This window comes from Kamptonema formosum PCC 10802 (genome assembly GCF_000332335.1).
Taxonomy (GTDB): domain Bacteria; phylum Cyanobacteriota; class Cyanobacteriia; order Cyanobacteriales; family Oscillatoriaceae; genus Oscillatoria.
On the sequence record NZ_KB235948.1, the window covers coordinates 2,493,716 to 2,513,823 of the forward strand.

Genomic DNA, 20,108 nt, shown 5'->3' on the forward strand with positions numbered 1-20,108 from the left:
CCGATTGAATCGTCTCACCGAAACTTACAAACTTTAAAGATATTTACGAAAAGTTTCCCGGTGAGTCAAATGATTTTTCAGCTCCTCCCAATCTGACCGGAAAGCTGAAAATATTTTTCACGCTTTTCCAAGAGACAGTTGGGAGAACGTTGCCGTACTTCAAAATACTATGTACAGCCTCAGTGAAATCAGCATGGCCAGAGAAATTAATGCCGCCGTTGTGAATGTCAGCGGACGCCAGCGCATGCTGTCCCAGCGGACAGCTTTCTTCTGCTTAAGACTGGTCTGCAGTCAGAGCGCAGCGGAGCGGGAAAAACTGCGATCTGAGTTGCTAGAGGCCATCGCTCTGATGGAAAAGTCACACAAGGGGCTGATCGAGGGCGATCCGAGTGTGAATCTGCCGGGGAACCCCTCAAAAGCGATCGAGGCGATGTACTTTGAGCCACCCCTGAATTTAGACCGGCAGCTGCGGGACTACATTCGGGAGGTGAGAGCGCTAGCAGCCGCTGCGGATGCTGATCTGACAAAAGATAACCCCCATCTGGGGTACATTATCAGTGCGGCTTCCACGGAATTACTCGCAGCTTTGAATGCAGTGGTGAGCCAGTACCAGAAAGAGAGCGAAGCCCAACAGCAGCAGATCGACAGGAACCAGCAGGTGCTCGTAGAGTTCAGCTGTGCCGCCACAGACGCCGCCCGAGCTCGCGCCCTAGAGCTGCAGCAAGCTTTGCGCGACTTGCAAGAGGCTCAGAGCCTTCTGATTCAGAGCGAAAAAATGTCCAGCCTCGGCCAGCTCCTGGCGGGTGTGGCTCACGAAATCAACAATCCCGTAACGTTTATCTATGGCAACCTCTCCCACGCTATCAACTATGTCGGCGATTTGATCGAGCTGCTGGAACTCTACCGGCACCGCTATCCTGACCCCGGGAGCGAGATTGAAGAGTTGATAGAGTCTCTAGAACTGGATTTCGTAATTGAAGACCTGCCGAAGGTGATGTCTTCCATGAAAATGGGGGCGGACCGCATTCGCCAGATTGTGCTGTCTCTGCGGAATTTCTCTCACCCAAACGATGTGGAAATCAGCCGGATCGACATTCACGAGGGAATTGAGAACACGCTGTTAATTTTGCGCAATCGCCTGAAACCGCATGCCGGTCGTCCCGGCATTCAGGTGGTTAAAGAGTTTGGCAATCTGCCGAATGTGGAGTGCTGTGCCGGTGAGGTGAATCAGGTGTTTATGAATATTTTGGCGAATGCGATTGACGCACTGGAAGAGGGGATGGCGGCACCGGCACCAGGATGCCCCACGCCCACCATTCGCATCCGCACCGAAGTGTTGCGCCCGGATTTTGTTACAGTGCGGATTGGGGATAATGGCCCTGGAATGGAGCCGGAAGTCTTGGCGCGACTGTTTGACCCGTTTTTCACCACTAAGCCCGCCGGCAAGGGCACCGGCTTGGGGCTGTCCATCAGCTACCAGATCGTGGTGGAAAAACATGGCGGGACGCTCCAGTGCCTGTCGGAACCGGGACAGGGGACGGAGTTTTGGGTTGAGCTGCCGGTGCGCCACTCCCCAAGGCCGGCCTCTGCCACTGAAAGCCAGTCCAACCCGCTACCGCTCAGGAAGTAGGGTGCGCTCCCCGTCTGAAAGCACTCCACCAGTGGGGCGATCCCTTGCGGGAACGCACCCTCCTGCTATAATTAAGTTTATATTAAGAAATGTCGGGAGCGGAAAAGTGGGGGAATAAAATCAAAATAATTGCCGGCAAAAAATTCAGTTTCAGAGAAACTTTGTCATTTGATAAGTAGGGGGCAAAATTATAGGCTAGATGGGAGATGTGTGGCCAGTCAGGACTCCCTCCCTGAGTGGGGAGCGAGAGGGCGAAAATCCCGCACAGAGGTGGAGTGCAGAAATGGGGTGCGATCCCCGTGTGCGCGCACTCCATTACTGGGGTGAGCCCTGGAGGGAAAGCACCCTGCAGCAGAATAGAGCGACTCGGGCTTTGCGGACAGGCAGAATTAAACCTAAAACTTAAATTGATTAGCTTGGCTCACCGTGATGACCTACTTCGAGCTAAATGAAATCACCCACAGTGGGGCAATAAGCGCCGCAGCAGTCAACATCAGCAACCGCCAGCGGATGCTGCTCGCCGGCACAGCACTGCTGTCGGCAAGACTTGTTTGCAGCTCGGACAGCGCTGAGCGAGAAAAATTGCGGTCTGAGCTGCTGGAGGCCATCGAGCTGATGGAAAGGTCGCACAGCGGACTGATTGGTGGTGACGCCAGCATGAATCTGCCCGAGAAGCTCTCACCGGCACTCAGGGCGATGTACTTTGAGCCGCCTGTATATCTGGACAGACAGGTCCGCAGCTATATCGCTGAAGTTAAAGCCCTGGCGAGAGAGCCCGAGGAGGATCTGACGCCAGATTGCCCGCATTTGCGCTGCATTATTGGCGCTGGAGGAGCGCAATTGCTCGAAAGCTTGGATGCAGTGGTGAGCCAGTACCAGAAGCAGCAGGAAGCAGAACAGCTGGCGCTCGCCCTTGAGCTGGCTGAACTGCGCGAACGAGCTGCCGGCGCTGAAATTGCCGCCCAAACTAAAGCTGGAGAATTAGAGCAAGCCCTATGCCAACTGCAGGAGACAGAGATGCGACTGGCGCTAGCAGAAAAAATGGCCGGTGTGGGTCAGATCGTCGCGAATGGGGCTTCGGATCTCAACAATCCCATCAACTTTGTTTGCGCTACCCTCATCCAAGCGCACAAGTACGCCCTCGATCTCATTGACCTGCTTCGTCTCTACCAGAAGCACTATCCTAATCCCCCGGGCGAAATTCAATCTCGCACTCAAGTGATTGAGTTTGAGTTGCTGGTTAAGCAACTTCCCAAAATGCTGTCGGCAATGAAAAAGGGTGCGGGCCGGATTCGAGAGATTGTTTTTACTTGGCGGAATTTATTCCGGCTGAGTGAAGCGCCCATTCAGCCGGTGGATATTCATTCGGGCATTGAGAGCGCTCTATTAATGTTGCAAAATCGCCTGAAAGGTAAGTCCGGGCGTCCTGAGATTCACGTCATTAAAGAGTTCGGAGCGCTGCCGCTGGTGGAGTGCTGCGGCGATGAGCTGAACCAGGTTTTTATGAATATCCTCAGCAATGCCATTGAGGCTTTGGAAAAGGGAAATCGGGCACCGAGAACCGGGAGTGGGAAAGGGAAGCAATCCCCGGCGAGACTGGCCCAGTCCCCTACGATTTGGATTCGCACGGAAATGTTGCGTCCCGATTGCGTCACCGTGCGAATTGCTGATAATGGCCCTGGGATGACAGAAGAAGTAAAAGAACAGTTATTTGACCTGTCGCTGGCCACAAAAACGGTTGGAGAGGGCTCGGGGTTGGGATTGGTGACGGGATACCAGACTGTGGTTCAGAAATATCGGGGGGCGATCTGGTGCGTGTCCGAACCGGGAGGGGGTGCGGAGTTCTGGATTGAGCTGCCGGTGCGCCACCTCGATAGTGCCGGCGCAGAGAGTGCCGGCGCAGAGAGTGCCGGCGCAGAGAGTGCCGGCGCAGAGAGTGCCGGCGCAGAGAGTGCCGGTGCAGAGAGTGCCGGCGCAGATTTTGGGCAATTTGGATTCCGCCCCAACCCCCCCCACCGCTGAATCCCCCTCACAGGGGTCAGGACTTGTTGGAATGGCCTGAGCGCCAAGCGCCGGTGCGGCGTAGAGATTCAGGAGCTGGCAAGGGCCTGCGGAGCGCGTCAGCTGAGATAATATCCGCTAGGGTGATATATTTTACTGTTGCATCGATATTGTATACTGAGCGGTGTGGGGGCTCGCTCTGCCCTCAATCTGCGCTCCTGCAAAGGTTCTTCGCGCTCCCCGTCCCTGCCGCGCTCGCCAGCCATGCCGGCGGATTTGATATCAGTTTGATAAACTCCGGCGTGCCCAGCGCCGTACCGGACTTCCGCCGGGTGCGGGCGGCAGTCAGCATCAGCGCTGTTCCCACACGGTGCCTCCGGCAGGCTGTTCCCCACACTGACTCTGAGGACCTGAAGTATTGCCCGCAGGAAAAATCTTAAGATAAACTTTAAAATCCCGGCAGCCGGTGAGCCATTTTGGCAAGTTTTCAATAACTTAAAATTGCGCGCCCAGAGCTTCACTAAAACTTTAAAATTTTGCAGCTGAAGGCACCCCTAAAATTGAGGTGAATACACCTCTGTCCATCGCTCACCCTTCCGCATGCCTTCTTCACGAGTCCTTCACAATTCCGATGGTATATTAGACAGTATACATTGCCGCAATGGAGGGGTTCTTTCAGTCTGGAGTTATCGGGCCTGAAAAAGGCCACTGCAAATTTGGCCTGAGTCACGGAAAATACTGAGCGGTTAAGTTACATAACTTTACATCGCGCCGGTGGCAGAGGGGGAAATACTAAAATTTCGCAGCGCCTTTATTGAGCTAATATTTTAAGATAACCTTTGGCCCATCGAGGGAAGAGCGAGATGAAAATCAAAGAAAAACTTATTCTGGGGCACTTAACCGTTGCCCTACTGGCGCAAGGGGTTGGATGGGTTGGCCTTCAAGGAATCCAGAAAACTCACAGGGTATTTCATCGAGTGGTCGATGAAAGCCTGCCGCTGCGTGATGGGGTTGAGGACTTGAAGTTTGCAGTCAGCGCGGTCGTTGCGTCTAGCCGTGAAATCGAGTTCATTCAACCGGAAACTTTCCCCTCCAAACCCACTCAAAAATTTGCCAGCTATCAAGTAGAAGACAGAGAGGCAGACCCCGACTACGAAAGTTTACAGGCAGCCCTCAAAGAATACCGGGAAGCTTTGAGAAGATATCAGGCGCTTTCTTTGGCAGAAACGAGCCAGATAATCCAGAGAGATGAAATTATAGTTTCTGGAGAAAAAGTTGTTGATTTAGCTAGCAAAAGTGCCGAATTAAAAGAGCGAGGGGTTTCCAAATTTGCTGCTGTGCGGGCTAAAGAAAAGGAGTTGGAAGAATCGAAAAAAATCTTTGAGGAAGCAGTCGGAGAAGCTCTTTACCAGGTGCGGCAAGAATTAGCCATCCAAAAGAGTGAAACAAAGCACATAATGGGCACTGCTAAATGGATGATACGGCTGGCCGGCTTATTCATTTTATTGACAGCTACGACTCTTGGCTTCTCTCTCTCATTTGCCATAGCAAATCCCATCAGACAGCTGAAAGATGCCGCTGTGGCTATAGGCCAGGGCAAGCTGAAAACCCGAATCAAAGTTTCTACAAAAGATGAGCTGGGCGCACTAGCAGATGCTTTCAATAACATGGCCGAGTATTTGCAGCACATTACCTCCTATCTGCTCAAAGTTTGTGAGAGTATGGTAGAAACCCTGATAGTGGTAACGCCATCGGGCAAGATCCGGTCTGCCAACAAAGCCACCTCTCACCTGTTGGGATATCGCAGGAGGGAGCTGTTTGGACGCCACTTCAGGATGATTTGGCCCGAAGCAGACCTTTGGCTGCAGGGGGCCAACTTTGATAAGTTACTTGAAAAAGGATTTCAAAATATAGAGACAGCCTACCTTTCAAAAACGGGCAGAACAATCCCCGTACTGCTTTCAGCTTCAGTCATGCGGTCTTCTAAAGGCAAAGTTAAGGGGATAGTTTGTGTGGCGCAAGATATCACCGACCGGCTGCGGGCAGCAGAGGATCTCGCGCAATCCCTGTCTCTGGTGCGGGCGACGCTAGAAGCCAGTGCGGATGGCATTTTGGTGATTAATCAACAGGGAAAAATAGCGGTGTATAACCAAAAATTTGTAGAGATGTGGCGGATTCCCGACGCCGTTATGGCCACGCGGGATGACAGCCAAGCGCTGGCGTTTGTTTTGGAGCAGCTAAAACACCCCTCAGCGTTTCTCGCCAAAGTCAGACAGCTGTACGCGCAACCCGAGGGAGAATCTTTCGAGATCCTTGAATTTAAGGATGGGAGAGTCTTCGAGCGCTATTCCCAGCCCCAGCGTACAGGCGGAAAAATCGCCGGCAGAGTGTGGAGCTTTCGCGATATCACTCAGCGCAAGCAGGCAGAAGAAATCATTCGCTACCAGGCTTTTCACGACCAGCTGACCGGCTTGCCCAACCGGATGCTGTTCAGCGACCGGCTGTCGGTATCGCTGGCAAACGCCCGCCGCAACCAAGGCAAACTGGCTGTGATGTTTCTGGATTTAGATCGCTTCAAAACTATCAACGACACCCTGGGGCATGCGGTTGGCGACCGGCTGTTACAAGAAGTCGCCACACGACTGATGAACTGTCTGAGGGAAGTGGACACCGTGGCTCGCTGGGGGGGCGACGAATTCACCCTGCTGTTGCCTCAAATTAACTCTAGAGAGGATGCCGCCAACATCGCCGGCAGAATTTTAGCCGCCTTAAAGCCAACCTTTCATATCGAACAGCACCCGCTGCATGCCAGCAGCAGCATTGGCATCGCCCTCTATCCCTGTGACGGCGAAGATGCCGAAACCCTGCTCAAGAATGCCGATGCAGCGCTATATCGCGCTAAAGAGCGGGGGCGGAATAACTGTCAGTTCTACACCGGCGCGATGAATGAGGGAGCCTCTGAGTTGCTGACTCTGGAAAATAGACTGCACCGCGCCCTAGAGCGGGGGGAATTTGCCCTCTACTACCAGCCCAAGGTCAATATCAACACCTGGCAAATAACCGGCACAGAGGCTTTGGTGCGCTGGATGCACCCGGAACAGGGTGTAGTTTCTCCCCAAATATTTATGCCCCTGGCAGAGCAAAACGGGCTGATTGTACCCCTCGGCGAATGGGTGTTGCAGGCAGCCTGCGCCCAAAATAAAGCGTGGCAGGATGCGGGGCTGGCACCCCTGCGGGTGGCGGTTAACTTGTCCCCCCGGCAGTTCCAGCAACCTAACTTAGTTGAAATGGTGGCGCGAGTTTTGGAGCAAACCGGGCTGGAGCCGCAATTTTTAGAGCTAGAGATTTCTGAACCGGCTGCCCTGCAGAATCCGGACACGACCCGGACAATTCTGAGGAACTTTTACAACATGGGAGTCCGCCTGACCGTGGATGATTTTGGCACAGGTTACGCTTCCCTCAGCTCTCTGAAAAACTTGCCCCTCCACACCCTGAAAATTGACAGGTCCTTGGTGTGCGAGCTGACTGCAGATCCCTACGATGTCGCGCTCGCCACTGCGGTGATTGCCCTGGGGCGCAGGCTGAATCTGAGCGTCGTGGCAGAGGGGGTGGAAACCAACGAGCAATTAGACTGCTTGCGAGGGCTGGAATGTGAGGAAATCCAGGGTTACTTGTTCAGCCAGCCCCTGCCGGCGGCGGAGGCTGCGAAAGTCCTGCAAAACTCCGAGAGCTACCCGGCGATTGAAATCGCGGCTACACAAACGAAGTCCGCCTACGCGGACTAAAAAAATTCCTCGTTTTCCTCGTTCCCAGGAAGAGCCTGGGAACGCTCCCCTGCAGGCTCCGCCTCCTCACTTTCAAAAAGAAAATTTTCAAGCTACTTCCCCGGCGAGAGCGCTACTTTCCTTCTCGCCTGAAGAAAGTCAGTTTCTTCCCGCTTCACAAGAATACAACACCTGCGTTATAGCCCCTCAGCCTAAGTCACAAGCGCTACTAGCGGATGTATTCCTCAAGCATAAGGCTGCGCTTGAAACGGCGCAACTTCCGCAGCGCCTCAATCTCGATTTGGCGGACGATATCGCAAGTGATGTTGAATATCTCCCCAATTTCCTCCAGGCTTTTCATGCGCCCGTCATCGAGGCCGTAGCGCCGGCTCAAGACATTGCGCTCGCGGGGTCTGAGGGTGTTAAGGGCGCTTTCCAAGTCTTCCCGGAGCAGATTTTTGGTGACGCACTCTTCGGGAGTCTCCTCATCCGACTCAATAAAATCCCCCAGTCTGACAAAATACTTCAGTCCGGAGTCTTTTTCTTCTTCTAGCCAGATGGGAGTTTCCAGAGATATGGGCAGCTGAGCGGATTTAGTGATAAACCGCAGCTTCTTGATGGACATTTCCATGCGGTCGGCGATTTCGTCTTCCGTGGGCTTGCGGCCCATTTCTTGAGACAGGAGTTTGGTCGTTTTCTTGATCCGGAAGATGGTTTCGTAAAGGCGAACGGGGAGGCGGATAGTGCGGGACCGATTGGCGATGCCGCGAGTAATCGCCTGACGAATCCACCAAGTCGCGTAGGTGGAAAACTTATAGCCTTTCTCGTGGTCAAACTTCTCAGCCGCGCGGATCAGACCCAGACTGCCCTCCTGAATTAGGTCTTGGAACGACAGACCGCGATAGATGTATTTCCTAGCAATCGAAACTACCAGCCGCAGGTTGGACTGCACCATCTTGTCCTTAGCCTGCCGGCCTTGCTGGAGGCGCTGGCGAAATGCCGGCAGGGGCATCCCAACAGCGTCAGCCCACTCCGCATCCTTGGGAGAGCGCTCTAGCTCGCTGCACAGTTGCTCTCGCACGCGCTCTAATTCCAGCAAATCGGCAATTTTCCGCCCCAGTTCAATCTCTTCGTCAGCGCGAAGCAGCCGAATCCGGCCTATTTCTTGCAAGTACAGGCCAATAGTGTCTTCAGTATCGTGCTTCTTCCTAGCCTGGGCTTTGCGACGGCTGGAGCCACCCTTTCCATACTGGCTGTCCTCCTCATCAGGCGGAATGTCCAGAAGTGCGTCTCTGTAGCTGGAGTGGCTCAGCTCCCTTTCTGTAGCTTCGATTAATCGGTCTAAATCAATCTCGCTCTGGAGGATATCCAGCGCAGTCGGATCGAGAGTTTCGAGTGTTTTGTTAGCCTGGGTCATGCCGGTACCAGAAAATTATTTCTCCTATAGAGCCAACCTGGGCTGTAAGAATTGACCGACTAGGGGTTATCTCCGTGAAATAGCCAATAGGCAGCCTGCAGCACCCCTTCTGGCTCATTCTTCAAACTCTCAATTACTGACTTCAAACTGGCTTGTCCATACTTCAGCTTTTCTGAAAGCGCCGCCACCCGGCATTCTACCTCATCGCTTGGCTGACGTGGATTAGTTGCCATAGCACCTTCCCTCCGCACTACTCCCCATCTTACCATAACGGGGTGCTCTGGCGATACTCCCAAAACGCAACTGGCGCTTAACGGCTGCAGTCAGTCGGTGAATAGCCGTCATTTACCACAAAATGCAAAATCTGTAAATAGGGAATTATATCATGTCCGCTTGCATCGGTTTTGTATACATAGCTTTGTAGGAGCGGGTTCTGCCAAGATATTTCTGGCACAGACCAGAATATGAATAAACCCGCCCCGGCACAGGGGACAGCAACGGTGCCACCGGACATGATATAGCAGTAGGCACTTAGGTTAGGACGTAGGACAGGCGTCTCGCCTGTCCCAGAAATATTGAGGGCACGGAGGAAACGCCTGCCCTACGCCTATAATTCGTATCAAGCGTTTCCTAAACTGACTGTGCACTGCTAGATTACCCTCCTTTCCCCTCGTTCCCAGCAGAGCCTGGGAAAGAGGAAAAAAACCCGCACAGATTTTGAGAGTCTCGCTCTTCTCAAACGCCCGCGCAGGCGGGCGAAAGTTTCTATAGCCGCGATTTATAAGAGACTGTTGGCTTCCCACGCGAGGGGTTAGGGATGTGCCGGGGCGGGTTTTTATGCCTTGCGGGCTGTGTGGCACAGGTTGTGGGTGAACCCGCCCCTACAAGCTTCCATTCCTTTGTGTCCTCGAATAAGCGCGATATTCCGCAACCGTGGGTATAACCCCCATTAATTCGCCAACAGTTTCTTTATAATCGCCTGGAAACTAGCAAAAAGAGAGGCATCTCCTCCAAATAGGCGTTCCCAGCCTCAGGCTGGGAACGAGGATGCCTGTGAAGTTCCTCTATTAAAGACCGGCGGCAGATTCAATTATACCCTCTGCGTGATTAACCAGCAAGCGCAACTCCTCGACCATTCCCACACCGGCAGACTGCCACAAACCCCGCTGGTGCGCCTCCAGCAACCGTTCCGCCATATCCCGCAGCGCCCACGGATTCTTCTGCTCGATGAACTCCCGCACAGCCGGCTCCAACAAATACGCCTTCGCCACCCCCTCATACATAAAATCTCCCACACAGCGAGCCGTAGCATCATAGGCAAATAAATAATCCACCGTCGCCGCCATCTCAAAAGCGCCCTTGTAACCGTGGCGCATCACCCCAGCAATCCACTTGGGATTCACCACCCGCGAGCGGTACACCCGGGCAATTTCCTCCTGCAACCGGCGCACCTTCGGGTTTTCCGGCATCGAATTATCCCCGAAATAGGTGTGGGGGTTCTTCCCAGCTATCGCCCGCACAGCCACAGTCAACCCCCCTTGGAACTGGTAATAATCATCCGAATCCAGCAAGTCATGCTCCCGGTTGTCCTGATTGTGCAGCACAATTTGCATCCCCTTCAGACGCAGCTCAAAAGCTTCCGGGGCGGCAACGCCCCCTCCCACCCTCACCCCCGCACCGTTCGCCATCGAGGGAGAGGGGTGAGAGGCAGTGTAAGCGTAGCTACTCCAGTTAATATAAGCGCGGGCTAAATCTCCGTCATCCGTCCAGTTTTGCGCCTCAATTAAACCTTGCAAACCGGCACCGTAAGCCCCCGGTTTAGAGCCAAAAATCCGGTATCGGGCTCGCAACTGCGCCCCCATCTCGTCCAAACCGGCATCTCGCCACAGCTGCGCCTCCTCCCTAACCGCCGCTGCCAGAGGATTTTGCTCCGCCGGCTCATCCAAACCGGCAACTGCCGCCACCGCAGCGTCAAACAAATCAATCAAATTGGGAAACGCATCCCGAAAAAACCCAGAAATCCTCAACGTCACATCCACCCTCGGACGCCCCAACACCGGCACCGGCAGGATTTCAAAGTCCACCACCCGCCGCGAAGGGCCATCCCAAACCGGCCTCACCCCCAGCAGCGCCAGCGCCTCTGCGATATCATCCCCGCCGGTGCGCATCGCAGAAGTCCCCCAAACCGACAGCCCCAGCCTTTTTGGAAACTCCCCATTTTCCTGCGCGTAGCGCTCAACCAGCGCCTCCGCCGCCTTGCGCCCCACATCCCACGCCGTTTCCGTAGGCACAGCGCGGATGTCCACCGAGTAAAAATTGCGCCCCGTGGGCAACACCTCTGGGCGTCCCCGCGTCGGTGCGCCGGCGGGTCCGCTGGGCACAAAACAGCCATCCAACCCGCGCAGCAACTGAGCGATCTCCCCCTCCGTTTGCTGCAGTGCCGGTAGCAGCCTGTCGCGCACCCACTCCAACTCCCGCTGGGTTGCTTCTGGATTTTGGATTTTGGATTTTGGATTTTGGATTAGGCGTTCTACCAATTCAGCTGCATGAAGCTCTAGGAGTTCTATTATATCACCTACAATCTTTGGCTTTTGGATTGTGGATTTTGGATTTTGGATTGAATCTAACATCGAAAATCGAAAATCTAAAATCGGTTGGGACGGGTCAGCTGTCAGCGGGTCAAACTCCAGCCCCCAATCCTTTGCCAAAGCGCGGGTTAGCCCCAGACGACCGGCACCCGGATGGCGGGCGACAGCCACAATCAAATCCCGCAGCTGCCGCCCTTCTGGACAGCGCCCAAAAATGTGCAACCCGTCTCTAATCTGCGCTTCTTTTAACTCGCACAGATAGCCATCTATTTGATTTTGGATTGTGGATTTTGGATTGTGGAGTTCCTCCGTTTGTATTCCCAAATCCTCGTGCAAATTTTCTCGCAAAACCAGCTCTGCGATGCGCTCCCGAATCGCCGGCAGCCGCTTGGGGTCTAAACTCTCCGCCTCATAAAACTCATCAACCAGACTTTCCAGCTGCTGCAAAGGGCCATAAAGCTCAGCGCGGGTCATCGGCGGCGTCAAATGGTCTACAATTACCGCCTGCGCTCGCCGTTTAGCTTGAGAGCCTTCTCCCGGGTCATTGACAATAAAAGGATACAGGTGCGGCAGCGGGCCCAGGGCCACTTCCGGATAGCAGCACTCAGACAGCGCCACACTCTTCCCCGGCAACCATTCCAGATTCCCGTGTTTCCCCACATGCAATATCGCCTGCGCCCCAAAGTGCTGCCGCAGCCAGTAATAAAACGCCAAATAATTGTGAGGGGGCTCCAAATCAGGGGCGTGATAATTCAAAGACGGGTCAACCTCATAACCCCGTGCCGGTTGAATCCCCACAAACACATTCCCCAACTCAATCCCCGAAATAGTCAGATCTTCGTTCTCTTTTTCCTGACGTAGCACAGGCGTCTCGCCTGTGCCTTCCCCAAAAACCCCCCAGCGCTCACCAATCCCTTTCTGGACTTCCACCGGCAGCGAAGCGAAATATTCCCCGTACTCCTCAACAGACAGCCGGTGGCGAACTCCCCGCCAGCAGCTTTCTGGATCGTTCGTCACCCCTGCAGTCAGTCGGGCGATTAACTCATCCCCCGTTGCCGGCGGGTTTTCAACGCGATACCCAGCGTGCTGCAGCGCCTTGAGAATTCCCACACAGCTGGCCGGTGTGTCCAGACCCACGCCATTGGCCAGACGCCCGTTGCGGCTGGGGTAGTTGGCCAAAATCAGGGCGATGCGGCGGTCTTTGGGGGGTGTCCGGCGCAAGCGCACCCAGTTCGCGGCCAAATCGGCGACAAATTCGATGCGAGAGGGCACCGGCTCATAGACTGCCACCTCTGTTTCCAGCAGGGGGTGCCGGTTTTGCGCGGCTTTAAAAGAAACGGCGCGGCTAATAATTCGCCCGTCCACTTCTGGCAGGGCCACATTCATGGCCACATCTCGCGGCGAAAGCCCTTGGAATCCGGATTCCCACTGCTGTGCTGTGCTGCTGCTGAAAATCACCTGCAGCCAAGGCACGTCTAATTTTGGGATTGGGGGTTTGGGATTTTGGGTGGAATCGCCGGTTGAGGGTTGACTTATGGCAAAACTTGTGGTATTGAGGACAAGCTCGATAGCGGGGCTGTTTTTTGGCTGGAAATATTCCAGCAGTTCCTCTCGCACGTCGGAGTCGCGCAGGGAGGAAAGAAAAACTGGCACGGGTTGCAGGTGCCGGTGGGTTAGGGCTTGACAGAGGGCGTCGATGGGGGCGGTGTTGCCGGCGAGGTAGTGGGCGCGGTAGAAGAGGATGCCGACTTTGGGGGTGGGGGAAAGGGTGTCGGGGGCGGGTGATGCCTGAGGGGGGAGAGGGTAAAGGCCGGCGGCAGGAACTTCTTGGGGTGCCGGTGGGTTGTATTGGTGTCCCAGACAGGCGCGGGCGAGGAATTGCAGGGCGTTGAGGGTATTTTCGACACCGCCAAAGGTGAAGTAGCGCCACAGCTGGTTGACGGTGGAGAGGGGAACGGTGGAGTGGCTGATTAAATCAGGGTCGGGGCGGTCGTCTCCGGGGAGGACAATCAGCGCCGCGCCGGTGCGCTGTGCGGTTTCGCGCACGACTTCCAGTCCGTAAGGCCAGTAGGAGCGCCCGCCGAGGAGGCGCAGGACAATGGCGCGTGCCGGCTGCAGTACGCGCTCGGCATAGGTGTCGATACTGAGCTGTTGCTGCAAGTGGAGGAGGTTGGCCACCCGCAGGGCGGGGAATCCCTCTGGCAGCTGGGAGACGGCGCGAGCCAGGGAAAGAATCTCGGTGTCTGCAGCGGTGAGAAAGACGATGGGTGCCGGTGTCTGGTCGATGAAGATGACGCCTTCGGTTTGGGGGTCCCAACCTCCTGGAGTGGCGGCGATTCGGTGCATGACGTTCCTTTCGTGTGGCGTTAGAGATTCAGCAGCTTGGGCCTTTGGCCCCAGTCCCCAGATTGTGCCCGTCCTCTTTGAGCGCGGCTAAAAAAAATAAAAGAATAATTTTAGCTGATCCGCGTAAAAACAACTGCCTGCGCAGATTACTATAACAGAATAAGTGCCTGAAAAAACGAAAAGCGCACCGGCGCTCGAACACCAGAGAAACCAGAGAGCTGTTCCGGGCTCTGTTGCGAGCGATTAGGCCCGCGTAACTGGAAACTCCGATTGAGCCGGTTACTGCCTGTCGCTCGAGTTTCAGGAAAGGCTTTCCCCTGTCAACTGTCATGCTTGCTGCAAACAAACCGGCTCCAATGCCTAGTTTTCAATTTTTCCGCCGAACCTTGCCTGTGGAGAGCTTCGACCGGCTGCGCGAACTGCTGCTGCAGCAGGCGGCAAAAAGCTCAGGGGAAGGGGCAGTAGCGATCGCAGAAAATATACTTGGCCCTGTGGGACTGGCCCCGGAGCCGCAGGCGGAACGGTTCGCGCTGGTGGTGTCCGGGCGGTTTAGCGGGCTGGTGAGGGGCAAACCGCGCACACCCGCACAGCAGGGAGGGTGGCTTATGGCAAACGAGGCGCTCTATGAGGTGGAGCTAACGTTTGACCGGGAGGAGATCGCCAGCTTCCTGTCGCAGCTGGCCAGCTTTCCGCACTCCAGTCCCACTGCGACCAGTCTGGTAGAGCAAGCGGAAGGCATCCTGAGCGCCAGCGATGGGCGGATGCCGAGTGAGCTGGCGCTGCAGTTGCTGGAGATTCTCGCTCCCTGTGAACCAGAGTTTCCCGCAGCGGAGCTGGTGTACCCGTATGTTTCCGTGTGCCAGCCGGTGGAAGACGCCCTGCGCCTGCAGATTGAACAGGAGCGGCTCCTGAATCAGGTGACAAGCCAGATCCGCCAGAGTCTGGAGCTGCCGGTGATTTTGTCCACTGCGGTCGATCGGGTGCAGCGTTTGCTGCAGGTAGACCGGCTGGCGATCTATCAATTTTATGTCCTTCCCGCCGAGGAGGAGACTCAGGGGAGCCGTTCCGGCGTGGCTGTGGAGCGCGAGAGAGTTAAGAATCCCTCTGCCGTGAGTCCTCTGCGCCCTGAACCGGCTCAGTCTGGCGCATTTAGTGCTGAGCGGAACTGGGGTCGCATTACCTACGAAGCCCGGTCATCGGATGCGATATCAACGGTAGTTAACTGGACGGAAGGGGAGCGCTGCTTTGTCAGCGCTCTCAACTTGCGCAAGAAATATCGCAAGGGGTTCACCCAAGCGATAGAAGATACGGAAATCGCCTATGGTTTCTCGCCGTGCTTTTTGGACTTAATGCGACGGGCGCGGGTGCGAGCTAAGCTGGTAGCGCCGATTGTTGTGGGTGACGAGCTGTGGGGGTTGCTGATTGCCCAGCAGTGCGAAGAGCCGCGCCGGTGGAGCGAGAGTGAGAAAAATTTTCTCAAGGAGATTGCTGAGCACTTGGCGGTGGCGATTCACCAAGCCCAGCTTTATGCTGAGTTGCAGGAGCAGAAACAAACCCTGGAACAGCGGGTGGTGGAGCGCACGCAAGCGCTGCAAGACGCGCTGATTGCGGCTCAAGCCGCCAGCCGCGCTAAGAGTGAGTTCCTCTCGACGATGAGCCACGAGTTGCGCACTCCGCTCACCTGCGTGATTGGCATGTCGGCGACCCTGTTGCGCTGGTCTTTGGGCCAGCTGAATCAGAAGCAGCGGAATTACCTGCAAACTATTCACGACAGCGGGGAACACCTGCTGGAGCTAATTAATGATATCCTCGACTTGTCTCAGGTGGAGGCGGGGAAGACGGTGTTGAATGTCAGTGAGTTTTCCCTGCGCCAACTGGCAGGTCAAAGCTTGCAAGAACTTCAGGATAAAGCCCGAGCCGGTGGGGTGGAACTGGAAATGGATTTAAAAGTCGATCCGCCGCGGGACAGGTTTGCCGCAGACTACAGGCGGATAAAACAAATTGTTTACAATCTGTTGAGCAATGCGGTAAAATTTACTCACGCTGGCGGACAGGTGACGCTGCGGGTTTGGGTGGAGGGACGTGCTGCCCTATTTCAGGTAGAGGACACCGGCATTGGGATTCCAGAAAACCAGCTACCACTGCTGTTTGAGAAATTCCAGCAGCTCGATAGCTCGCACCACCGAAAATATGGCGGCACCGGCTTGGGTTTGGCGCTGACGAAGCAGCTGGTAGAGCTGCACGGGGGCTGGATTGAAGTAGAATCGTCAGTGGGTGAGGGCTCGACGTTTACAGTCTGGCTGCCGGCGCAGCCACTGTCGCCGGCTGTGCCCGCTCTGGCAGCGGAAGCGCCGTCCTTGAGTTCGGCTCGTCTTCAAGGGGGTATTGTGCTGATTGAAGACGATGAAGAGATGGCGACGATGATATGCGATATCCTGACGGCGGCGGGATATCAGGTGGTGTGGCAGATTGAGGGTTCTACGGCGATTGAACAAATTGAGCTGTTGCAGCCTAAGGCGGTGATTGTGGATATGGAATTGCCGGGTATGGACGGGAGTGAAATTATCAGCGATCTGCGCCAGTCGCCGGCTGGGCAAGAGTTGAAAGTTCTGGGTTTGACAGTAAAAATGCCCCATGAGGTGGAAGCGGGAGGGCAGGGGGCGGACGATTTTTTGCTCAAGCCGGTTGAGCCGGCGTTCCTGTTGCAAAAAATCACGCAGCTGACTGCGGCGGGAAGCGATCAGCCGGCAGGGGTGAGTTCTGCGGCGAGGAGGGCCGGTTGGGAAATTTGAGGGGGGATAGGTAAGCCGGTAGATATAAGGCGTTGCACAGAAAGTGGGATGAAGAACCTCACCCCCCAACCCCCTCCCCGTTCACGGGGAGGGGGGGAAGAAGTAGGGTGCGTTCCCCTTTGAGGGAAAACACCCAGAGAGTGTTTTTTGTGATAAGATTGATAAAAGAGTTGAGTCAGTCGAAACAATTAGCGATGTCTGTAGAGCCAGTCATTCAGGAACACATTGAAATCACTCCCGGCGTGTGTGGCGGGAAACCGCGCATTGCGGGCCATCGGATTCGAGTGGAAGATATTGTCATTTGGCACGAACGGATGGGCCTGAGTCCAGACGAGATTGTGTTCCAATACCCAACTATCACTCTAGCTGATGTGTACGCTGCTTTGGCGTATTATCACGATCACATGGAAGAAATCAGGCGACAGATTGCAGAGGGGGAAGCGTTTGGCAGAGAAATGCAGGAGAAAAATCCTTCTCTCGTTCAGCAAAAGCTAAAAAGTCGCCATGTCAAGAACGATTAGATTCCATCTCGATGAAGAACGATTAGATTCCATCTCGATGAAAACGTGAACAGTGCTGTAGCGGATGGCTTGCGCCGGCGGGGCGTTGATGTGACAGCTACGTCAGAAGCCGGACTAATCGCGGCATCAGATGAGGTGCAACTAGAATTTGCGCTGTCTCAGAAGCGAGTAATTTTTACTCAGGATGATGACTTTCTGCGGCTGCATCAGGCTGGGGCTAATCATGCTGGAATTGCTTACTGCATCAAAGAAAGTCGCTCAACTGGGGAAATTATTCGAGGCTTGATTCTAATTTGGGAAGTTCTCGAACCGGAAGAAATGCAGGGACGACTTGAATATCTGTGATTTTAAGAAGCTGTTGGCGAATTAACGGGGGGTTAGACCTCTGGCTAGTTGGCCTGGTTCCTAAGGTCGTGCCGGCACCGCGAGTGCCGGTGTAGATTAAGGGAGAGCCTACCATTAGGATTCATGATTGCATCGGTATTCATTATGCCGGTTTTGGGTTAAAATCGGGGGGCGTATGCTTGGACTGTTATAGCAATAAACAGTTAGTTTAGGACAAGGCATCTCACTCGCTCCTACGGATATTGGGACAGGCAAGATGCCAGGACTACGAGATATATCCGTAGGGTGGGAGTGCGGCTGTAGGCGCTTGCGCCGCGATCAAGAGCGCATGCGCCGATCCACGCTATAGACGCGGAGCGGCTTCCCGCAGGGTACGCCGTGCCTCAATGTATAATGTCCTAACCAATTTGGCTATTGCTATAAATCACACGCCACCCTCTCCCCCACTTTCTTGGCGAAGCTCAGGTGTTGGCGGTTCAAAAAATAAGGGGCAACCCCCCAACAGGATTGCCCCGAAGCGCTGCCCTATGAACAGCGCCAAATTCTATTGAGAACTACGCCTGAATCAGGAAGTCGGAGGCGGAAAGAGATGTGCCGGAACTTAGGGTGGCAAATTGAGCGCCGGTGCCCCAACCGGCAGCCGTGCCATTCTGATTGTAGAACAACTGCCCGTTCGCCGAATTGTAGACGATATCTGCAGCAGAAATGGCAGCAGCATCGTTACTGCCAACAACCGCAAATTCAGTACCTAAGCTACCCCCTGCCGCCGCGCTGATGGCAGTGAAAGTTGTCTTGTCAAGGACAATTTTATCTCCCTGATAAGCCACAAAGTTACTGATGAAATCTATCCCCACACTTGCTGCAACAAAGGCAGCACCCGTATCATAAACGAAGCGGTCGCTCCCCAAACCGCCCGTCAGGGTGTCATCACCGGCACCACCTGTGAGGGTGTCATTGCCATCGCCGCCACTGAGGCTGTTGTTGGCAGTATTGCCGGTTAGCTGATTGTTGAGCGTGTTGCCGGTGCCGTTAATAGCAGCGGTGCCGGTGAGGGTGAGATTTTCTACGTTAGCTGCCAATGTCGTGGTGACGGTGGATTGCACCGTGTCGGTGCCTTCATTCAAGTTTTCCGTCACCACATCACCAGCGCTGTCTACCAGATAAACGTCGTCACCGGCACCACCTGTGAGGATGTCGTTTCCTGCATCCCCGTTGAGCGTATTGTTGGCAGTATTGCCAATAATGCTGTTGTTCAGCGCGTTGCCGGTGCCGTTAATAGCAGCGGTGCCGGTTAAGGTGAGGTTTTCGACGTTAGCAGTCAAGGTATAGGTGATGGCAGATTGCACCAAGTCGTTTCCTTGAGCTGCGAGTTCGGTGACGATATCTCCGACACTATCGACAACGTATGTATCGTTTCCCCATCCGCCAATGAGGGTGTCGTTTCCGAGTCCTCCATCTAAAAGATCGTTATCATCGCCACCATCCAGGGTGTCGTTTCCAGCTAGTCCACTGAGGGTGTCGTTGCCGGCTAATCCATAGATGACATCTGCATTGGCAGTTCCGGTTAAGTTCTCATTGCCAGCAGTACCATTAATAGGAGCGGTTCCCTGAGTTTTGAAATTCCAAGTGCTATTTCCGGTAACACCTGCGAAGTTGTTGCCAGCAATATCCTTAATCGCACCGTTGGCAATTTCAACGTAGTAATCTGTGTTTTGGGCCAAATCTGCCGTGGGGTTAATCGTGAGTTGACTCCCACTGACGGTAACATTACTGCCAGTGACAGCGATGGTTTCCACCACCGAGTTGTCAGACAGTTTCTTGAGCACGATATTGCCGGTGCCTTTTTGTACCGCTTCGCTGAAGTTGACAACTAGGTTAGCGCCTACCGCCACCCCTGTGGCATTATCGGTGGGGGTGAAACTGCTGGCTGTGGGTGCGGTTGTGTCGGCAATATTCAGTTGAATCGAACCGGTAGCACTGCTATAACCATCTACAGCAATTTGATAGGTCGTTCCGGCTGTCGCATTAAGGCTGATACGGCTAGTCAAATTCCCCCCGCCATCATCATCAGAGGCAATCGGATTTAGGGTATTAACCGCCGCTCCGGTGAAAACGGACAAGTAAGTATCAAAATTACTCCCCCCTGTGTCTATCACAAAAGTGCCGCTACTGGGTGCAGTCCAAGACCACCAAGCCGAGTTCGTTGTGCCACTTTGGCTGGGTTCACCTACTTCTCCTGTGGCTCCCACATTTGAGCCGGTTGTACTGAAAGTTGGGCCACTTAGCACAATCCGGTTGGCAAAATTATCATTCAAAACACCTGCTGTTTTGAAATTCCAAGTGCTATTTCCGGTAACACCTGCGAAGTTGTTGCCAGCAATATCCTTAATCGCACCGTTGGCAATTTCAACGTAGTAATCTGTGTTTTGGGCCAAATCTGCCGTGGGGTTAATCGTGAGTTGACTCCCACTGACGGTGACATTACTGCCAGTGACAGCAATGGTTTCCACCACTGATTTGTCAGACAGTTTCTTGAGCACGATATTGCCGGTGCCTTTTTGAATGGCTTCGCTGAAGTTGACGACTAGGTTAGCGCCTACCGCCACCCCTGTGGCATTATCGGTGGGGGTGAAACTGCTGGCTGTGGGTGCGGTTGTGTCGGCAATATTCAGTTGAATCGAACCGGTAGCACTGCTATAACCAT

Annotated in this window: 10 protein-coding genes; 6 read left to right on the plus strand and 4 right to left on the minus strand. The window is 54.4% G+C overall.

The features are described from left to right. Window positions 1-169 precede the first annotated feature (169 nt). The 3 genes from OSC10802_RS0110670 to OSC10802_RS39575 all read left to right on the plus strand — a co-directional run bounded on the left by OSC10802_RS0110670 (window position 170) and on the right by OSC10802_RS39575 (window position 7,416). On the plus strand, window positions 170-1,630 hold the full coding sequence (locus tag OSC10802_RS0110670) for an ATP-binding protein (protein WP_017716760.1): 1,461 nt from the start codon (window positions 170-172) through the stop codon (window positions 1,628-1,630). Between the two features lie 429 nt (window positions 1,631-2,059). After that, a complete protein-coding gene (locus OSC10802_RS39570; protein ID WP_017716762.1) occupies window positions 2,060-3,652 on the plus strand; it encodes an ATP-binding protein in 1,593 nt (530 codons plus the stop codon). Between the two features lie 842 nt (window positions 3,653-4,494). Further along, entirely contained in the window at window positions 4,495-7,416 is a 2,922-nt protein-coding gene (locus tag OSC10802_RS39575) for an EAL domain-containing protein (RefSeq protein WP_017716764.1), read from the plus strand. 208 nt (window positions 7,417-7,624) lie between these two features. On the opposite strand, the gene rpoD is transcribed toward OSC10802_RS39575, so the two are convergent. The 3 genes from rpoD to cobN all read right to left on the minus strand — a co-directional run bounded on the left by rpoD (window position 7,625) and on the right by cobN (window position 13,746). Next, window positions 7,625-8,812 carry an RNA polymerase sigma factor RpoD gene (rpoD, locus tag OSC10802_RS0110700; protein ID WP_017716765.1) on the minus strand — a complete coding sequence of 396 codons (1,188 nt, stop codon included), beginning with the start codon at window positions 8,810-8,812 and terminating at the stop codon, window positions 7,625-7,627. A 59-nt stretch (window positions 8,813-8,871) separates the two neighbouring features. Next, the gene (locus tag OSC10802_RS49445) at window positions 8,872-9,045 is read right to left on the minus strand and encodes a hypothetical protein (protein WP_155967551.1); all 174 of its coding nucleotides are present in this window, start codon (window positions 9,043-9,045) and stop codon (window positions 8,872-8,874) included. A gap of 834 nt (window positions 9,046-9,879) precedes the next feature. Then, window positions 9,880-13,746 carry a cobaltochelatase subunit CobN gene (cobN, locus tag OSC10802_RS0110710; protein ID WP_017716767.1) on the minus strand — a complete coding sequence of 1,289 codons (3,867 nt, stop codon included), beginning with the start codon at window positions 13,744-13,746 and terminating at the stop codon, window positions 9,880-9,882. A gap of 356 nt (window positions 13,747-14,102) precedes the next feature. Here cobN and OSC10802_RS0110720 point away from each other — a divergent pair, with 356 nt between their 5' ends. The 3 genes from OSC10802_RS0110720 (at window position 14,103) to OSC10802_RS0110730 (ending at window position 17,404) form a co-directional block, all read left to right on the plus strand. Continuing rightward, window positions 14,103-16,538: a hybrid sensor histidine kinase/response regulator gene (locus OSC10802_RS0110720; RefSeq protein WP_026098365.1), complete on the plus strand. Its 2,436-nt coding sequence runs from the start codon at window positions 14,103-14,105 to the stop codon at window positions 16,536-16,538. A 149-nt stretch (window positions 16,539-16,687) separates the two neighbouring features. After that, window positions 16,688-17,059 (plus strand): DUF433 domain-containing protein, encoded by a 372-nt coding sequence (locus OSC10802_RS0110725; protein WP_445727642.1) that lies wholly within the window; start codon window positions 16,688-16,690, stop codon window positions 17,057-17,059. Between the two features lie 21 nt (window positions 17,060-17,080). Continuing rightward, the gene (locus OSC10802_RS0110730; RefSeq protein ID WP_026098366.1) at window positions 17,081-17,404 is read left to right on the plus strand and encodes a DUF5615 family PIN-like protein; all 324 of its coding nucleotides are present in this window, start codon (window positions 17,081-17,083) and stop codon (window positions 17,402-17,404) included. A gap of 554 nt (window positions 17,405-17,958) precedes the next feature. Here OSC10802_RS0110730 and OSC10802_RS44215 read toward each other — a convergent pair. Beyond that, a partial coding sequence (locus OSC10802_RS44215) for an Ig-like domain-containing protein (RefSeq protein WP_017716772.1) occupies window positions 17,959-20,108 on the minus strand: 2,150 nt, incomplete at its 5' end.